This is a genomic window from Flavobacterium sp. 9, from assembly GCF_002754195.1.
Lineage (GTDB): Bacteria > Bacteroidota > Bacteroidia > Flavobacteriales > Flavobacteriaceae > Flavobacterium.
Genome location: NZ_PEEU01000001.1, coordinates 1,192,559 through 1,208,565, shown reverse-complemented (window position 1 = coordinate 1,208,565; position 16,007 = coordinate 1,192,559). Strand labels below are relative to the sequence as shown.

Here is a 16,007-nt window from a genome sequence, read left to right as displayed (position 1 = left end):
GCTACCAAAGAATTGTTATTTGTAATAAACTAAAAGGGGAAAACAAGATTCCTCAAAATCCTGTCAGAATAGAATTCTAAGATTATTGAAATTTCAAATTAGTCCAATAAAGCATTGAACTAATCTGAAATTTGCTTTAGAATTTTATAAAGAGATCAACCCATAGGAATAATTAATAAAAGTTCAATTCAACACATAGAAACATAGATTTTGTTTCTGTAAAAAAGATAATAAAAAAGAAACTCGTTTCTTCACACATAGCTATGTACATTAATGCTAAGTGAAACGCCTTTTTTGAGAAGCGGGAATCCTATGTCTCTATGTGTTAAAATTAATTACGCCCAGCGGGTAAGAGATCAAATAACTTTATATCGCAAGTGGTGAATCTTTTACCGGTACAGGCCAAACAGCCGGAGCAGGAAAACTGATTCCTTTATTTGAACCTCTTACGCTTGCATCTTGTCCAAAATAGTACAAAGGCCAGCCATTGTAAGTTATTTGAGATTTACCAAATACGGTGATAATACTAAATTTGACTTTGTCAAGAACAGAAGGAACAACAATTTTATCAGTTTCATATATTGGCCAAACTCCATTGTTTGAAAAGTCTGCTTTTGTAAAATTGTTTTTCTTGAAATTATCATTTTTGAAAGTATACAAAGTCAAACCTTTAGCATCAGTAAAATAAGTAGTTACGCCATCTCCAACCGTATAATCTGATTTGTAGTTTTTACCGTCATGACCTTTAAGCTGGCTTCTTACAAGCATAATCGAATAATCTGGTTTTGCAATAAACCAAATACCGCCAACTCCGTCTCCAGTTGTTTTTCCGGCAGCTTCAGGCATATTTTTACCAGCATTTCCATATCCATCGTCTCCAGAAACTGGTGCATAATAATACAACGGCCAACCTTTGTAAGTTACTTGTTTTTTGCCGGAAGCATTAGTTACAGTACCAAAATCTGCCAATGTTAATCCTGCACCTAATTTATCTGCAGTTAAATTATCTACTACAAAAGCAGGCCATAAAGCTTCACAACCTCCAGTACACGAAACTTGTCCGTTTGCATCAGTTCCGAAGAAATATAAAGACCTTCCGCTTTTATCCGTTAGGTAAGAACCCAAAGTCGCACTCGTAGAAAGATTAACTTCTGTTTTTAAGACCGGTGGAGTAGGAGTATCATTGTCATTGCTGTTATCACTACTGCAACCAGCGAAAAATGTAGTTGCTACAAGAGCAGCCAAAACGAGTTTAATTTGATTTAATTTCATTGTCTTTTTGATTAGATTAATTTTAATAGAAAGGGAAAAATATACTTTACAGAATTCGTAAAGTCTTTTATTGTTTGATTAGATATCAAAAGTTGTATCTATTTTAATGAGGATTTCGTTCTCCTAATTAGGTTACGAACTGTCATAAGAAGAAAGTATCAATTTTTTTAAGAGAGCCATTTTTTATTGTTTTGATGGGATTCAATAATAAAACAGGCTTGTAGTAGATTACCCTACCAAAAAAATGATATTTTCTGAAAAAAAAGTAAAAAAGATGTAAGAATTTGTGAAAACCTTGTAGAAATAGTATTACAGAGAAACTCTAAAGCTCACATTTGGAGTTCTTTGCAATGCAAAAGTTTCAACTTCTTCTATGGAATTTGTCAAAGAAGTTATTCTGTAATATTCGCTGATTTCATTTTTTCTGTTAAGGATATTCAAGATGGAGATTCCTAATTTGTATTGAATTCCATTCGTAGTTTCCCACTTATAAGTCGAAGAAATATTAACCTGCGAAAAAATATGCAAATTCGTATTGTTTGGTTTGTTGTAAATTAATACAGGATTCGTCTGGTCAATTTGAGCGATATCCGGAGAAGTTTTTGGACGACCAGAAGTCCATTTTGTTCCCAAAGCGATTTTAAAATTATTTTTCTCATAAATTCCTGCCCATGAAACGCTGTGCATTAACTCAAAGTTGTTGGGGAAAATGGGAAATTCGTAAGTAGAAAAATGATAATTATTATGATTGTACGTATAACTTAACCACGTCAGAAAGTGATTCATTCTTTTTTGAACAAGCATTTCTGCGCCCCAAATTTCATAATCGCCAGTCATTTTAACAAACTCTAACTGATTCTGAAAACCCTGACTTGAAGTGGTAATTCCGGTTACTTTTTTATAAAAATTCTCTATATCAAGAAGCCAGTCATTCTTTTTGTAGAATAAGTTTATAGACAATTGTTTACTTCTTTGAATAGGAATTGTGTTGTTGTTTGAGATAATCCAACGCCTTTTTTCAATACCAAAATAATCCTTTTGCAAATCAATGATTTGTTGCGAATTTTGACTTTTCATTTCGCCAAGTAATTCCAGATTTAGATTTTTATTAATGCCATAACTAAACTGAACTCGCGGTTCTACAATGAATTTTTTAAATTTTTCGATGTAATTAATTCGGGTTCCAACTTTAAAATAAGTTCTTGAAAGTGTGTCGTTATATTTTCCTTCCAAGATTAAAGCGTGAGTTCTCAAAACGTCTTTTACTTTACGATAGAAATCAGGATTTGTAACTTCTTCCAAGTTAGTAATTCCTAATTCGTTAAATTGATATCCATCATTAAAAGTAATTTTAGAATTAATAATATGATTGTTTTCCAGATTAATTCCGTTATTATTTACCGTATTTTCCTGAATTACGATTTGATCTCCAATCGTAGTTTTTTGGTTAGCCAAAAGTTCATACGAAGAATTATAAACATTAATTTTAGTCGTATTAAAGTTGTTCCAGTTTCTTTTCCACGACAAATTTCCGCCATAATTTTGTTGACGTAAAACATTGTTTTCAGATTTGTTCATGTCATAAACTGTCGCACTTTGAAAAACCTCCAGATTATCTTTAATCGTAATCAAATCTAAGATTAGCTGATCTTTATTTCCAATTTTTTGAGCATATTTAAGCGTCGCATCATAGAAACCAAATTTCTTGTCACTTCGATAATCAACATTTTGTTTTTCCGAAAAATCAGTAATTGTAGTGTTTTGAAATACTTTATTGAAATATTCTTTATACGTAGGTGTTTCTACAAAATCAGTAATAGATTTACGTGCTGAAATTTCTATATAACTCTTTTTGGAAAGATTATATTTCCCGTAAACATCCGCATTAATCATATTTATTCCGGCGCTAAAAGAATTCTTTTCTGTAGTTTCCGGAGTCGAAGAAATAGCGACAACACTAGAAACGCTTTCGCCATAAAAGGCCGAACTTCCGTTTTTATAAATAGAAATAGTATGCGCCAAATTTGGATTGAAAACAGATATTAAACCAAAAAAATGTCCCGTTTGAAACATTCGGATTCCGTTCCATAAAAATAAATTCTGATCGTGAGTTCCGCCGCGAACATTAATACTTGATACGCTTTCGTCTAAACTGTTTACGCCCGGAATTTGCTGCATAGTTTGCAAAGCGTCAGGTTCGATAAGTCCGGGAAGAATACCAAATTTCTTCGGTTTAATTTCAAATGATCCATTATTATTCTTTGAAATTCCCGAAGCTAAAATTGCATTCGCCTTAATTTCTTCAAGTTGTGTGATTTCAGGTTCTAATACTATTTGGAAACAATTTTTAGGATCTGGATTATCTCCAATAAATCTTTTGGTAACAAACCCAACGTGACTAACTAAAAAGCTGTTTTTATCCTGTTCTTCAAATTCAAAATAACCGCTGGAATTGGTAGAAACCTGATTTTTATTAGCCAAACTAATATTAGCGTTTTCAATAGGTTTTTTATCTGTACTTGAAAAAACGTAGCCACAAATTAATTTAGATTCAATGTCTTTTTTATAAATATTGATGAATTTGTTTCCAATATTTTCGAAAGATAAATTGGTGTTTTTTGCCAGATATTGCAGTTTTTGATCTAGCGAAAGTGATTTTTTAGGAGGGTTTATTTGAAGATTAGCAATTAAGTCTTCGGTATAATTAAATGTTACCTGATGTTGTTGTTCAATGTCAATTATGATTTTTTTAAAAGGCACAAGTTTTCCTTTGTCCTGAGCAAAAAGATTCAGGACAAGGAAAAATGTAAAAAACAAAAAATGAAATTGTTTGGGGACCAACATTTATTTTTCGTCAAAAATTATTTTATTTTCTGAGACTTTTTTAGCCTCTAAATGATAAGTTGTACCAATAATATGCAAAGCAATATCCAGGTTTTTGGCTGGTAATTTTCCTGTAAATAAGGAGATTGTGTCTTTAGTTTTCAATTCGATTTTAATGTTATATTGCCTTTCAACTTCATCCAGCAAGGTTCTTATATTTTCTTTATAGAAAGATATTTGATTTTCTGTCCATTCTGGTTTCAATGAAGTTATGGTCATTTTTATTTGTTTTCCGTTTTCAAAACTCACGCCTTGTCCGTGCGTTAATAAAATTTCGGTGTTTCCATAATTTACTTTTACGCATCCTTCATAACATACCACATCAAACCTGTTTTTTCGGGCTTTTACGTTAAACTGAGTTCCTAAAACCGATACTTTTCCAAGATTGGTTTGTACTTCAAATCGTCTCCCTTTTGAAACTCTGAAATAAGCTTCTCCTTTTAATTCAAGTCTTCTGTTATTATCCCAATTCCATTTTTTATAATTTATTTCAGAACCTGAATTCAGCACTACTTCAGAATTATCAGGTAATGAAAAAGTCGTTTTTTCTCCAAAATCTGCTTTTTCTGTATGAGGCACATACACTTTCATTGCAAACGTAATTCCAAGTGCCAAAACAAATATTGCAGCCGCTCGAAACATCCATTTTTTATATAAAGGAACCACTTTTGGAGTCACTTTTTTCTGTTTAAGAATGTTCGATAACATGGCATTTTCGTCAAAATCATCTACTGCCAAATGTTCTGTATAATTCTTTATTTTTTGGTATTTTTCAAAATCGGGACTTGCTTTAAATTCGGCCAATTCGTCTTCCGACAAATCATTGTTGAGCCATTTTGCTAATAATCGATTTTCTTTCATTGTACTAGTATTATATATTAAAACAATTGGAACTAATTTTACCCTACTTTTATAAATCAATTTCTTTACGCAGACTTAACAAAGCCAGATGAATGCGCTTTTCTACTGCTTTTACGCTGATTTCTAACTCCAAAGCAATTTCGCTGTATTTCTTTCCGTCAATTCGATGCATCAAAAAAGCGATACGTTGTTTTTCATTGAGGTTTTCAATAGCTTTTAATAGTTTGGATTGAAATTGTTTTTCTTCTAAAAGGTATTCGGGATTTTCATTTGTTTTGTCTAAACCGGTGAAGTTTTTTTCATATCTCAAAACAACTTTCTGATGCGCAATTTCGTTTAGACTGCTATTATTGGCAATTGTATAAATGTATGATTTTGCTTTTTCGATTGGTACAGAAGCGCAGTTTTGCCATAGTTTTACAAATGCTTCCTGAGCAACATCTTCTGCCTGATCGCTGTTGCCAAATTTGTATAAAAGAAAATTTCGAAGTGCTTTTACGTGACTTTTGAAAAAAGACGAAAAGACTATTTCATCGCAAGTGTTTGATTCGGGTTTATTTGGCATTTGGATTTTCAATTTGTACCCAACAAAAGTATTTGTTTTTAGTTTAAGTAGGGTAAAAGTAAAGATGATTGTTTTATAGTAGAATAAAATGGTATTGGCTTTTGACAATTTAGTACAGATGCAGCGATCGAAATCCTTGATGCCGAATTTATTAAAAAAACAATTTCTCTTAATTTTATTATCTTTGTAAAAACATAATTATGTTCCCTTTAAAAAAATATTTATCAATAGTAGCTTTCTTGTTCTTATTGTCTTGCCAAAGCGATATGGAAGAACAGCGCTATAATCCGCAGGGAACAGTTACTAATGTTTCGCCGCTTACGACCTATTTGCAAAGGGTTGCAATGGTAAAAACGGTGCAGGATAATGTAATCGACAGATCTAGTTATTGTACCATAAAACTACCTTATACTGTTACGGTTAACAACGAAACAATTGCCATAAATACTACCGCAGATTATCAAAAAGTAATAGACAATATCAATGCAAATAATTATGATGATGATATTGTAAAAATAAGTTTTCCTGTAACAATGGTTTACTATAATTATATTCAAAAACTGATTCCAAACGAAGCTGATTTTAATTCTTTAATTGATTATTGGAATCATCTTCCTGATCTTTTATCCAAAATAAATGGTCTAAATATCAATTATCCTATTACAATTAATATCTATAATAGCGCCAATCAAGTAGGAAGTTCTGTATCGATTGTGAGTGATGAAGCGTTTTTTAGCTTCATACAAAATTTAAGTAGCAGTCAGTATATTTCGCTAAAATATCCAATTTCGATAGTAGATTACAACAATCAGACAAAATCGCTTACGAGCAATTTAGATTTCGAAAATGCTATTAAATACGCGATTGATTATTGTCCGGAAAATAATACTGTAGCACTTGATTTTGCTGCAACAATTACAAACGGTTCGTGGTCAATACCTTATTTCTTTGCTGATTCTGAGAAAACTTCTTCTTACGCCGGATATTCATTTGTGTTTAAAAGTGATAAATCTGTGGTTGCTACCAAAGGCGGAACTTCAGAAACGGGTCAATGGGAAACTTCTTTGCAATATGGAGTTCGAGATTTAAAGCTAACTTTTAGTTCAGATTTGCTTAGTAAATTAAACAATAACAGCTGGAAATTGTTTGAGTTTAATAATTCCCAAATAAGATTGCGCGATGTAAGTAATAGCACGAAATATCTTTATTTCGAAAAAGAATAAATTCAGATTTTTTGAGTTAACCCTTGTTTTTATTGCGTCAATAGGATTCCCTAGAATAATAGATTTTTATAAAAGTTATTTTAATTAAACTTTTATAAATGCATTTCAAATATCTATTGGTCTTTTTTGTTTTATTTTCGATCCAATCACATTCACAACTTTTAGAAGATAAGAAAAATTTTCGCGCAGCCGATTCGCTGTTAAAAGAACCAAGTTTCTCGGTTCACAAAGACAATTATTTCTTAACAGGAGTTCCAATAAATGAACCCATTACAAGAAATACTGCCGATGTAAAATATCAGGTAAGTTTTAAATTACGATTAAAATCGAAGCCATTATGGGGCGGTTTTTTCCCTTATCTAATGTATACTCAAAAAGCCTTTTGGGATATTTATGCAAGCTCAAAACCATTTTCTGAAATTAATTTTAATCCCGGCGTAGCCATCGTTCGTCCGTTTTATTTAAAAGGCGGAAGACTAACTTACGGAACAATTTCGCTCGAGCACGAATCAAACGGAAGAGATTCTATTTATTCCAGAACCTGGAATATGCTTGCGTTCTCCTTAAAATCACAGATTTCTCCACGTTGGGTTGTTGGATTGAGAGGATGGATTCCGCTTGTTGATAAAGAAGATAATCCCGGATTAACCAAATATGTAGGTTATGGAGAAGCAAGTGCAACGTATCAAATACAACCCGGAAGATGGAGCGCAGATATTCTTTTCAGAAAAGGAAGCGGTCTTATTAATTACGGTTCTTTGCAAACTCAAGTAAATTGGAGACCGTACAAAAAAGAGAATTATTATCTGACGCTACAATGGTTTGTGGGTTATACCGAAAGTTTGATTGATTATCAGGAACACAAAAGTATGATACGTTTAGGGTTTACAATCAAACCCGAAAGTATGGGAATATTTTAAGTTTTTTTTTAGACAATTATGGCTGAATTTTTTTCGCGCAAAGTAGCAAAGTTTTTGTCATTTCGACGGAGGAGAAATCACACTAGAAACTCGACAAAGATTGGTCTTTGCGAGGAACGAAGCAATCTCATTTGCAGAATTTAAGTAGTGATTTTTGTTAGTGAGGTTGCTTCGTTCCTCGCAATGACAAGATTGTGTTTAAGCTTTGCGTCCTTTTTATCAATTTATAAAAACTCATTTTCTATTAGCAGCCCAAAAAATAGAATTTTTAAGAAGAGTAGTGTAAGCTTCATTTTCGAATAAATCAGGAGAATGTCCCATAAAAATGTAAACATTACGAGATTTAAAATGATCATTTGTCCAAATTACGGGATGATCGCCCATTTTTATTTTTGAAATGGGATCGTAAGTAGATTCATCTACAGAAGCTAAAACGTGCACATTTTCTCGAGGACTTTTATCATAAATATACCATTCTTCTTTTTCTATAAAAAAGCTCGAAGGAACGCCTTTCATTACAGGATGTGATTTGTCTTCGAGATTTACCTGAGCTTTTGCAAAAGTTGGAATATAATCTACAAACCGAATTCCGCCCATAAAATCAGAAAACCATTGCCACATTGGATAACCATCAAATTCGCCCAATAAAGTAGCGTGATGTAAGCCAATCCATCCGCCTTTGCCATTATTCATATATTTTTCAAAAGCCTTCATAGATTCTTCGCTCCAGGTATATGGCGGATAATCTAATTGTATAAAAACCTGATATTTTTTTAAAAACGCGTCATTAATGGTTTTTGTGTTTTCGATATAATCAATTGTAAAACTGCTGTCGATTGCCAGTTTGTTTAGCCAGGGTTTAGCGGCTTTTGAAAAAGGTAAATGATGCCCGCCATTTTCATATAAAACCAAAGCTCTGAATCTTGATTTTTTGGTTTTCTGAGCCAAACATTCCGGTTGAAAAAAGCAACTTATTATCGCTAAAAGGATTATTATTCGAAAGTTTTTCATGAATCTCAATTGATTATTTATTTTCTACCATAGCCGTAATTGCCTGTAAAAACCAAGCCGAATGCGGAATCCATTGTTCTGTCCAGCGCCATTCGTCATTTCCTTCAACATCCATATTAAAGTCGATTCCGGATCCGTCGCCATTTCCTTCTTTGCCGGTAATTCCGTTTGAGATTCCGCCTTTCTCAGAACCATGACCATAATTAGAATGCATATAAGGCACATTTTTTTGTCCAAATTCATACATAAAACATACAGAATAAGGATTACAGCCTAATATCCACGAAACTTGTTGTTCTGCATAAGAATTAAGTGTTTTTTTGGTAGGATTATTTTTTTGAGAATAAGCGATTTTTCCACCTTCGATAGCTGCTGTTGCAAGAGAAGCTAATCTCGCGTTTTCGCCTTGCCACCACCAACCGGTTTCATTATCATGCGGAATAAAAAAGCCATCCTGGACTTGATCTTTATATAAAAAACTTTGTCTGGCATAACCAAAAGGATTTTCTACATTATTGGTAACCGCAATATTATAATCTAATGCTTTTTTTATCACATTTTCAGCCAGTGTTTTTTCAGCAGAATTCGTTTCTTTTTTCAAATATCGGGTTAATGCAACTATTGGTAAACCCGCATCTGCGGCATGCCAAAACGGACGATTTCCGTCATTACTTCTAAACCATCCTTTATCTGTCATTCGGTTTTCTAGATTATGCGCCCATTTTCTGGCTTCGTCTGCATAAAAAGTATCATTAGTTGCAATCCATAATTCTGTTGCCGCCATTAAAGCGCAATAATCATCGATGATGTTTTCTTTTCCGTCATCATCATATTTTGTGTTATTTAGTAATAGATGTGCGTAGGCTCGTTTTGCGCCGTCAAGATATTGTTTAGAAGTAAAATCACCATTTTTATTCCATTGTGAAATTCGGGCAAGAGCTGCAATTGCCATTCCGCCACCTTCTCTAAAAGCACATTGATATTCATTTGTAGTAACACTATTTGCTTTCAATCCAACGATTCTTCTTGCCGCGGGATCTTTATCGAAATAACTAAAAACAATCATGTAGAAATAATCTTCGTCAGATAGACAACGCATTAAATAATCAGCGCCCCAAAGTGCTTCATTATCTAATGAATCTTTGATTTTCCAATCTTTGAGTTGCTTCGAAAGAGTTTCTGAAGTATTAATTAGCGACCACGTTACAAGCGGAGTTTGTTGTGGCGATACAAAATTGGCATAAGCCAAATGCGAAAAATATTTACTCACATCGCCAGATGCATCGCACCATCCGCCGTGAACATCGACCCTTTTTGTACTGCCATAAAGCAACATGTTTTTATCGGCATTGAGTTCGTCGGGCGTATTAGCTCTTTGTTTATTATAATAATGCACAATTGACGAAATAGTACGTTTTGCTAATATATTTTCTTCAATTGCAAAATTGGGAGAATCGTATATTGTTCCGTTAATATTTACAGATACTTTGTAATTTCCTGTTTTTTGGAAGGAAGAAAAATCGGCACGATAGTAATTTTGACCAAGATTCCATTCAGTAACATTTTGTGCTTTTCCAACCGATGAAGTAAATACAGTTTTACCGGAAGCGATATCAATAATGCTGAAAGTCGCTTTTGCATCAAGATTATGATCAGCGCCAATAACAGCAATTTTCGAACCTTTGGTATCAAAACCAATCTGATTTACATAAATAACGGGTTTGCTATAAACCGCAAAAGAAAGAAACAGAAACATTACTAGGAATGCCGATTGTCTACAGAATTTTAGCATAGTATAATTTTTTCGATAAGAATGATTTAGATTTTTTCTGAGAAGCAAATTACAAAAAAGTAAAATTTTATGTTCCTTTTATTTTTCGGTTTCTTTTGGTAAGTGTAAAATTCAGAGAGCATTAACGGGAAATACATCTATTAATACCAAGTAGAATTGGCTTTTTAGGATATAAATTAAAAAAGTAATGATGTGTATTTGATGTGCCTTTAGATGCAAAATATTGATAGGAAAACATCAACGTAATAGCCAAAGATTGAAATGTGCCGTTAAGTACATCATATCGGTAGGTTTATTATGAACACGTTTTAGCCAATACAAAAGAAGAGAAAGAAGAAAACGAATCCTTTTTTGCAGAACAATTTGGAAGATTTCAGGATTGGTTTAAAGCTTTATAAAATTATGTTTTAAAATATATTGTTTGTTTTTAAACAATGTCAAAAGCCAAATCTTAGCGATGAGATTTGGATTTTTTGTTGGTATAATTTCTTTTTCTAGTTTAAGTGTAATGGTTTGTTTTTGTGTGTTTTAACTTTTTTTTATTAATTTTGGTATGACAATTTCTAGCAATACCTGTTATGGAAAAATTAAAACGCCCGGTTTATTTAAAAGCCGGTACTGATGATTTTTTTAAAAAGATGCGCACAGAAGTGAACGAAACTATTTTACAAAATTCATCCTTGTACCAATTCAATATTATTAAGTCTCTGGCACTTGTATTTTTTTTCTTTTTATTTTATTCCTGTATTTTGTTGTTTGGAGACCATACGCCTTTATTATTTCTCTTTTATATTTTGTGCGGTATCACAATGATCTTACTTTTTATAAATGCCTTTCACGATGCGGCGCATGGAGCATTGTTCAGGAAATCAAAACATAACGAATGGTTTATGTATGTTCTCGAACTCTTTGGTGGCAACCACTGGCTTTGGACACGCCGGCATATTAACCTTCATCATGCTTATCCAAACGTTCCTGATTGGGATATCGACATAAAGCAAAGCGATATTATTAGAATTTTCCCCAATAGTCCGTTGTTTGATTATCATAAATACCAGCATATTTATATGTGGATGATTTATCCGTTTTATAGTTTAAACTGGATTTATATCCGTGATTTTAAAGACTTTTTTGGGAAGAAAGATAACTACGTAAAAAAAGTTGTCGATAAGATTCCGAGAAGTGAAATCTATAAAATGATTGCAGCAAAAGTGATTAATCTTTTTTATTTGCTTTTTATTCCAATGATGTTGCTTCATCAACCGTGGTATATAGTTTTAGGAGGTTGGTTTGCGATGCATTTATGCGGAAGTACACTTGGAGTTGTCGCGCTCGTGTCGACTCATGTTGATGAAGATGCTCATTTTCCGGTAACGGACGATTACGGAAATCTTTCGGCAACATGGGCAATGCATCAAATGATTGTTACTAAGGATTTTAGTACAGAAAGTAAATTGGCTAATTTTTTATACGGCGGTTTTACACATCATGTTGCGCATCATCTTTTTCCCGGAGTTGGACATACTTATTATCCTTATATCACACCAATTATCAGGCGTTATGCGCAGGAATATAATCTTCCGTATACTTCTTATCCATTTTATCATGCTGTACGTTCGCATTTCAGAATGCTAAAAAATAAAGGAGTAAAAGAAAACATTATGATGACAGGCGAGATTTAAAAATCACTATAAAACACAAGATAAAAACCGTTCCATAGAGAACGGTTTTTTTATGCAGTTTACTCTTATTCGATTTTTTAAAGGAATTCTTATAAACATTAAACAATTCTAAAAAATAAATCAGCTTAACGATATCTGAATCACTATTTTGTTAATTATGCTATTTTTCTTTTTAAACGTTGAATTATATGTAATTCGTCGATTTATATTGCATTTCGTCGATTTCTAAAACCATGTTAATTAAAGATTAATACATATATTCGCAAAAATTTTTGTGAATGAAAGTAATATTACACTTATTAATATTTAGTTGCTTTTTTAGTGGTGCTCTTTATGGGCAAAATGAGACTAATATTACCTATGGTTTAAAGCTTGGCGGGCTGTTTTCTAAAATCAGTAATTTGCCGGAAAGTATTAAAGGACGCGATAATACTTTTGATAATAGTGTTATGGAAAGCAAAGGTGCGTATGGATTAGAAGGCGGTTTTTTTATGAACTGCAAACTTCATGATACAAGAGTTGCTATTCAGCCCGAGATTTTATTCAGACAAGCGGGCGAAACAGTTAGTTATCATGATGCTACAGGCAAAGAATTTGAGTTAGGCTTACATTACTCTTATTTGCAAATTGGAGCTTTGTATAAAGTGTATCCATATGAAGGTCTGAATTTAGGATTTGGTGCTTTTTACGGAATCAGTTTATCGGCAAATAACGTTACTTATAAATCCAATGAAGCAGACGGAATGTATGATGTTGCGACCAGACAATTCTATAAAGATGGTTTGGACGGAACGGATGATTTCTCGTTGTGTTTTGCATTAGGATATGAATTACATCAAAGTATTCATTTTGATTTACGCTACTATCTGGGTGTAAAAGATGTTGTTAAAAGTAATTCTTCTTCCTTTCAGTTTATCGAAAATCAAAACAAAAGCAGTGTGATTTGCTTCTCGTTAGGCTACAGTTTTCATCAATGGTAATTTCAATAAAAAACATGAAAAAATTTATTATACTTCTACTATTAGTAAGTACAAAATCGCTATTTGCACAAGGTGACAGAGAGATTACTTACGGTCTTTTTGCAGGCGGAATCTATTCTAAAATGTCTAATCTTCCAGATGTAATTGTTCCAAAAGGAATTTACGAGGGCTATACTTTTACAGAAGATGGAAAGTTTGGAGGCACAGCAGGTCTTATGATCAATTGGAAATATCCTTATGCAAAAGTTAGTATTCAAACAGAACTTTCATATTCCGGACAAAGTACAGATTTGAATTATGAAGATATCAAAGGACTGAAATATAAAATGACATTTGGCTACAGTTATATCAATGTTGGGGCACAATTTAAATATTATCCTGTCGAAGGGTTTTATATTGGTGCAGGTCCATATGTGGGATTCAATATTGCAAGTGATAATATAAAATATAGCTCAAATGCTCAGGAAGTTTTTGGCGGTTCAGGAGCTTATTTTGAGCCGGATGCCAATGTTCAGAAAGTGCTAAAAGAATCTTTGACCGGTAAAAATTATTTCTACGGAATGTTATCTGCCGGATATGAATTTAGTTCGAATCTTTCTATTGGAGCGCGATATACTTTAGGGTTTACAGATGCTTTAGCCACCGAAGAAAATGGTCATCGCTATAGCGAAAACAATAATAAGATAAATAGTATTTCATTGATTATAGGTTACTCATTTGACTTTGATGATTTAGCCAATTTCTAATCGTTTCCCATCCTTTAAAAACATAGGAATTATGTGTAAAAAGATTTTTTTAATAGCTTTTTTTGGAATTTTATTGGGAGGTAATACTGTTTTTTCTCAAAAGAAAGTTTTACCGGGATTAGTAGAAGAACCGCAATATTGGATAAAATCCCGAAATAGCGGAGACGCTTATTATTGGGAAAGCTTGACAAAAAAAGAAGCCAAAATATCAGGAAGAAAACATACTGGAGCTGTTTTTAATTTTAATCCAAGTATTGTTTTTGATACAACACAAGATTCTTTGATTTTGCCCTTAGGATCAGATAGTAAAAGAAAACAGACTTTGTTTATGGTTTACAAAGTGAAAGATAGTTTGAAAGAACAATTTTTATGGACCATAAACGATCCTAAAAAAACACTTTCGGTTGCGACCAATAAACGATTAGTCGATTTAAAGAAATTCTCTTATCAAACCTATCAGGAAAAAATTAAACCACATAAAGCGAATATTCATTTTTTTCAGCAAAATGTAACAGATAGTGTTGCAAAGTTATCGTCTTTGATTATTGGACAAAAGTCAAAATTTGAAAAGCTTCCGCCAGAAGAATTTAAAGGAAATATAAGCGAAATTCTGGTTTATAACAGAGTTTTGTCCGGGCTTGAAACTCAAAAAGTAGCCAGTTATTTAGCCATTAAATATGGTATTTCGCTTTCACAATTTGATATCAAAAATTACCTGAATAGTAAAGGTGAAACGATTTGGGATATCGAAAAACACAAAGGATTTGAATCTTCCATTACAGGAATTGGGCGCGATGATGCCAGCGGATTATTACAGACCAAGAGTAATAATATGATTGATGAAGGACTTTTGACAATTGAACTTAAAAGTAAATCAGATAAAATTCCGGATAATTATTTTGCTTTTTGGAGTGATAATGGTAAAAATCTTTTGGTTAAAAAGCAAGAACAAGGAGAACCAGTTGGGATTTCAAGAGAATGGCAATTGGATTTTTCTAATCCCGCTGATTTAAGTTTGGATTGGAGTTTTAATCCAAATTTTATAAAGGGAACATTACCAAAAGATACTTATTACTGGTTATTGGTTGATTATTCAGGCAAAGGAACTTATGACGAAAAAGATTCTGAATACATTCGTTTAGCAAGCACTTCTAATAAAGAAAAACTAACACTGAATGATTTTAATTGGGACAAACAAAAAACCGGTAAAGCAAAATTTACACTAAAAGTTGCGCCGGAAATGTTCAGCAGAGTCTGGATTACTGAAGCTAATTGCGGAGTTATTGGATCTGGAGAATTAAATTATACGATTGAAGGAGGTCAGGCGCCATTTACCGTTACCGTTAAAAAAGAAGGAAGTGAAGCCGTGGTAAAACAATGGAATCAAGCGGCAAAAAGTACTTCAGGATTACAACTTTCGTCAGGAACTTATGATTATATCGTACGAGACGGAAAAGGAAATTTATATTCAGAAACCGTTTTTGTTGCTGATAAACAGGGAACATTTCCTAATCTTAAACCAAATTATTTGTTGACAGATGGCAATGCTTTAACCTTTGATGCAAGTGAAGGTTTACCAAATGGCAATTATCAATATCAATGGTTTTATGAAGGGGATTTTATCGATAATAACCCAAAAATACTAATTGATCAGCCAGGTAATTATGAATTAAGATTACTGAACGGTCAGGAATGTAAAACATCTACAAAGATTGTAGTGGCAACAGACGGAAAAGAAATTACAGATTCGAGTGTCTTGATTTTATATCCAAATCCTACAATAGAAGGGCATTTTTCGATCGCAATGCAGTTTCCCAAAAAAACAAATGCAACAATTTCTATTTATAGTCCAACCGGTTCGCTGGTAAAACAAAAACAGTTACCGCAAATAGAAACTTATTTGTATGATGAAAGTATTAAAAGCGCCGCAGGAATGTATTTGGTTACTGTAAATTCTGATTTTGGTACTAAAACTTTTAAAGTTATTGTGAAATAATTTTAAAGCTGTTTTCAGAATAGATTACACAGATTAGAATATTGAAATAATTAAAAATAAATCGATTGCCCCATAA

At 32.7% G+C, this 16,007-nt stretch carries 12 protein-coding genes; 6 read left to right on the top strand and 6 right to left on the bottom strand.

Features of this window, described 5'->3' with window-relative positions:
• Nucleotides 1-366: 366 nt before the first annotated feature.
• From CLU81_RS04235 to CLU81_RS04220, 4 genes are all read right to left on the bottom strand, one after another.
• Nucleotides 367-1,272 (bottom strand): hypothetical protein, encoded by a 906-nt coding sequence (locus tag CLU81_RS04235; RefSeq protein WP_099708684.1) that lies wholly within the window; start codon nucleotides 1,270-1,272, stop codon nucleotides 367-369.
• Between the two features lie 309 nt (nucleotides 1,273-1,581).
• Complete coding sequence (locus tag CLU81_RS04230; protein ID WP_233209652.1) at nucleotides 1,582-4,089, bottom strand: TonB-dependent receptor; 2,508 nt, start codon at nucleotides 4,087-4,089, stop codon at nucleotides 1,582-1,584.
• A 27-nt stretch (nucleotides 4,090-4,116) separates the two neighbouring features.
• On the bottom strand, nucleotides 4,117-5,016 hold the full coding sequence (locus CLU81_RS04225; RefSeq protein WP_099712666.1) for a FecR family protein: 900 nt from the start codon (nucleotides 5,014-5,016) through the stop codon (nucleotides 4,117-4,119).
• 49 nt (nucleotides 5,017-5,065) lie between these two features.
• Nucleotides 5,066-5,581 carry an RNA polymerase sigma factor gene (locus CLU81_RS04220; protein ID WP_099708682.1) on the bottom strand — a complete coding sequence of 172 codons (516 nt, stop codon included), beginning with the start codon at nucleotides 5,579-5,581 and terminating at the stop codon, nucleotides 5,066-5,068.
• A gap of 200 nt (nucleotides 5,582-5,781) precedes the next feature.
• On the opposite strand from CLU81_RS04220, the gene CLU81_RS04215 reads away from it, so the two are divergent.
• The gene (locus tag CLU81_RS04215) at nucleotides 5,782-6,804 is read left to right on the top strand and encodes a hypothetical protein (RefSeq protein WP_099708681.1); all 1,023 of its coding nucleotides are present in this window, start codon (nucleotides 5,782-5,784) and stop codon (nucleotides 6,802-6,804) included.
• Between the two features lie 98 nt (nucleotides 6,805-6,902).
• Nucleotides 6,903-7,724 carry a phospholipase A gene (locus CLU81_RS04210; protein ID WP_099708680.1) on the top strand — a complete coding sequence of 274 codons (822 nt, stop codon included), beginning with the start codon at nucleotides 6,903-6,905 and terminating at the stop codon, nucleotides 7,722-7,724.
• Between the two features lie 234 nt (nucleotides 7,725-7,958).
• Here CLU81_RS04210 and CLU81_RS04205 read toward each other — a convergent pair whose 3' ends face one another.
• Complete coding sequence (locus tag CLU81_RS04205) at nucleotides 7,959-8,735, bottom strand: ThuA domain-containing protein (protein WP_099708679.1); 777 nt, start codon at nucleotides 8,733-8,735, stop codon at nucleotides 7,959-7,961.
• Nucleotides 8,736-8,748: 13 nt separating this feature from the next.
• Nucleotides 8,749-10,527, bottom strand: a complete 1,779-nt coding sequence (locus tag CLU81_RS04200) for a glycoside hydrolase family 9 protein (RefSeq protein WP_099712665.1) — start codon at nucleotides 10,525-10,527, stop codon at nucleotides 8,749-8,751.
• Nucleotides 10,528-11,105: 578 nt separating this feature from the next.
• Between CLU81_RS04200 and CLU81_RS04195 the strand changes: the two genes are divergently transcribed.
• The 4 genes from CLU81_RS04195 (at nucleotide 11,106) to CLU81_RS04180 (ending at nucleotide 15,931) form a co-directional block, all read left to right on the top strand.
• The gene (locus tag CLU81_RS04195) at nucleotides 11,106-12,209 is read left to right on the top strand and encodes a fatty acid desaturase (protein ID WP_099708678.1); all 1,104 of its coding nucleotides are present in this window, start codon (nucleotides 11,106-11,108) and stop codon (nucleotides 12,207-12,209) included.
• A 278-nt stretch (nucleotides 12,210-12,487) separates the two neighbouring features.
• Nucleotides 12,488-13,189, top strand: a complete 702-nt coding sequence (locus CLU81_RS04190) for an outer membrane beta-barrel protein (RefSeq protein ID WP_099708677.1) — start codon at nucleotides 12,488-12,490, stop codon at nucleotides 13,187-13,189.
• 14 nt (nucleotides 13,190-13,203) lie between these two features.
• Nucleotides 13,204-13,935 carry an outer membrane beta-barrel protein gene (locus tag CLU81_RS04185; protein WP_099712664.1) on the top strand — a complete coding sequence of 244 codons (732 nt, stop codon included), beginning with the start codon at nucleotides 13,204-13,206 and terminating at the stop codon, nucleotides 13,933-13,935.
• Nucleotides 13,936-13,966: 31 nt separating this feature from the next.
• Nucleotides 13,967-15,931 carry a T9SS type A sorting domain-containing protein gene (locus tag CLU81_RS04180; RefSeq protein WP_099708676.1) on the top strand — a complete coding sequence of 655 codons (1,965 nt, stop codon included), beginning with the start codon at nucleotides 13,967-13,969 and terminating at the stop codon, nucleotides 15,929-15,931.
• Nucleotides 15,932-16,007 lie beyond the last annotated feature (76 nt).

Coding starts and splice junctions, on each gene's coding strand:
- CLU81_RS04185 (WP_099712664.1), top strand. CDS start 13,204: ATGAAAAAATTTATTATACTTCTACTATTAGTAAGTACAAAATCGCTA.
- CLU81_RS04190 (WP_099708677.1), top strand. CDS start 12,488: ATGAAAGTAATATTACACTTATTAATATTTAGTTGCTTTTTTAGTGGT.
- CLU81_RS04235 (WP_099708684.1), bottom strand. CDS start 1,272: ATGAAATTAAATCAAATTAAACTCGTTTTGGCTGCTCTTGTAGCAACT.
- CLU81_RS04200 (WP_099712665.1), bottom strand. CDS start 10,527: ATGCTAAAATTCTGTAGACAATCGGCATTCCTAGTAATGTTTCTGTTT.
- CLU81_RS04180 (WP_099708676.1), top strand. CDS start 13,967: ATGTGTAAAAAGATTTTTTTAATAGCTTTTTTTGGAATTTTATTGGGA.
- CLU81_RS04210 (WP_099708680.1), top strand. CDS start 6,903: ATGCATTTCAAATATCTATTGGTCTTTTTTGTTTTATTTTCGATCCAA.
- CLU81_RS04195 (WP_099708678.1), top strand. CDS start 11,106: ATGGAAAAATTAAAACGCCCGGTTTATTTAAAAGCCGGTACTGATGAT.
- CLU81_RS04215 (WP_099708681.1), top strand. CDS start 5,782: ATGTTCCCTTTAAAAAAATATTTATCAATAGTAGCTTTCTTGTTCTTA.
- CLU81_RS04220 (WP_099708682.1), bottom strand. CDS start 5,581: ATGCCAAATAAACCCGAATCAAACACTTGCGATGAAATAGTCTTTTCG.
- CLU81_RS04205 (WP_099708679.1), bottom strand. CDS start 8,735: ATGAAAAACTTTCGAATAATAATCCTTTTAGCGATAATAAGTTGCTTT.
- CLU81_RS04225 (WP_099712666.1), bottom strand. CDS start 5,016: ATGAAAGAAAATCGATTATTAGCAAAATGGCTCAACAATGATTTGTCG.